Origin of the sequence: Moraxella sp. E33BD, assembly GCF_041807865.1 — a bacterium.
In the GTDB taxonomy this organism is placed as follows: Bacteria; Pseudomonadota; Gammaproteobacteria; order Pseudomonadales; family Moraxellaceae; genus Moraxella; species Moraxella haemolytica.
Map to the genome: position 1 here is coordinate 1 of NZ_JBGTZD010000032.1, position 2,218 is coordinate 2,218.

The window sequence follows — 2,218 nt, forward strand, 5'->3', positions numbered from 1 at the left end:
CGACCCTGCAAGCTGTTCAATTTATCATCTAAGGCTTTGGCGGTATGTTTAGGCAGTACTCGTTCGCCTTTTTCTAAGTTCCAAGTGCCTGATTTGGGGACGCTCATGATGCCGTCGTGGGCTTGACCGATGGGCATTGTTACTGACTTAATCGCACTGATGATTTTCGCCCCATGCGACACCGCCAACGCCATATCGCTAAGTCCTGTCGGAAAGCCTTTGGCGAGACCCTGTGAAATGGCTTGTTGTATGGCAAGACCTGCCTGTGCAATCGCAAAACCCTGCTGCATGGCAAACATCGCACGGTAGACCTTAGACTGCTTGCCAAGTCCGTCTTTGGCGATGTTGGCGAGTGAGCCAAACAGACTTTCAGACTCTGTCAGTATGAGCTTGTTTTTGGTCTCCTCGTAGTGCTGTTTTGCCGCCACTCGTGCCTGTTCGCCTTGCTCGGTGATGCGTGTCAAAGCTTTTTCGTTGCCCTTGTACAGCTCTTGTTGCCGTTCCAAAAAACCCTCAATCATATCAAGTCTGCTTTGATGCTCTGATTCTAGTTGCTCAATAGCATTCATCGGTACGCTTGGCAAATCAAGGGCTTGTTTGAGCACGCCAAAGCTGGCATCAAGCGGGTCGATGGCACTACTCATCTGCGGCATACTCTGCATGAGCTTGTGCTGCTTGGCGATGACATCAAGCTGGTTTTGCAATGTGGTAAGTTTTTTACTCTCTTCATCTTGCAAGCCATCAAGTATGTCTTGATAAGCGGTCTGTGTAGCAAGCATCTGTTGGCGTAGCTTGAGCTGTTCGGCTTGATTTTTTATGAGTGTGTATGCTTCGGTATCATCAAGCTCTGCTAAGTGGGCATATTTATCCAAGGTGGCTTGGTATTCATGCTCAAACGCAAGCAGCTCTTTACTAAAATCCCCCTTAGCCTTGACCAGCTCGATTTGCTTGTCAAGCTCACCGATGCTCTGATTGGACGCATGAGCGTATTCGTGCCAATCTGCCAACGCCATCTGCGACAAAGCAACGCCCAGCTTGCCTGTGGTCTTGATAACCCGTTTGCCTTGTTCGTTAAACTCAATCACTTCATCTTTGAGTAAGGAGAGCTTATGGCGTGAGTTGTCAAGATGTCCTAACAGCTCAGCCAATTTGCCTGTCTGTCCACGGTTCATGTTATCGATGGCGGTCTGCTGTACCAGCTTGTCCAGCTCATCATGAATGATGTCAATGTCCATCGCTCGTGCGGCGTCTTGCAGCTGCTTTTTTAGTGCCTTATCAATACCCTTAAACTTGCCGTTGGCAATCTCCCAGTTTACCTTGTCGATTTCAAGATTTAAGGGGTGTGCCATCTCATAGCGTAGCTTTTCCCATTCTGACCGCTGTTCCTTGATGGCATCGGTCAAAGACTTTTGGGTGTTTTCGTTTTTCTTGGTGTTCTTGGTGGCGTTTTCGCTCGCCTTGCTGGTGGCATCCAGTGAACCAGCCAAACCATCGTGAGCGTCTTTGGATTGGTTGGCGGCATCTGTTATTTTGTCGTGGGCGGCAAGTAATTTGCCTTCAAGATACTGGTTATTGTTTGATTTGACTGCATCAAAAAATCCAGCCACGCCAAAGTCTATGCTGCCATAGCTCAATCGCCCAAAGGACACCGAATCTAATCGCTTGATTTGCCCACCACCAAAAAAATCGGACACGGCATTCATGCCATCGATGAGAAAATTGATATTTTTGCTGATGTGGTTGACTAAGCCTTCAAAGACAGAGATGGCAAAATTACCAATGCCCTTGAACACATTAGCGATTGCCGTGCCAAGTGAGCTGATGTTTTTCCAAGCGTACTGCACAAAGGTCTTGATGGTCGCTGATGCCAAATCAAACACCCGAGCGATGATTTGTAGCACACCCACAAAGCCACCACGAGTACCTTTAAACAGCCCACCAAAAAAGCCCAAGACCTGATTGGTGGACTGTTTGCCATCTGATCTAAAACGGCTAAAAAAATCCAGCGTAACATCGCCAAGCCATTTAAATCCTTTAATGCCAGCATCGACCATCTGCCCTAGCAGCTCACCTAGCACCGCCGTCGCCTCAGACAGGCTCTCCATCGCCTTTTGTAGTCCCATCGTGCGTACAATGACGGCTGAGATGACGCCAGCAATCACCATCAAAGGATGTCTTAGGAGGATGCGACCTAGTGAGGTTAAGGCGGTGCCAATAC

1 pseudogene is annotated in these 2,218 nt (G+C 48.4%); it reads right to left on the minus strand.

The annotated features are described in order from the left end of the window. A pseudogene (locus ACERC6_RS10195) lies at positions 1-2,218 on the minus strand (tail length tape measure protein); the annotation flags it as partial.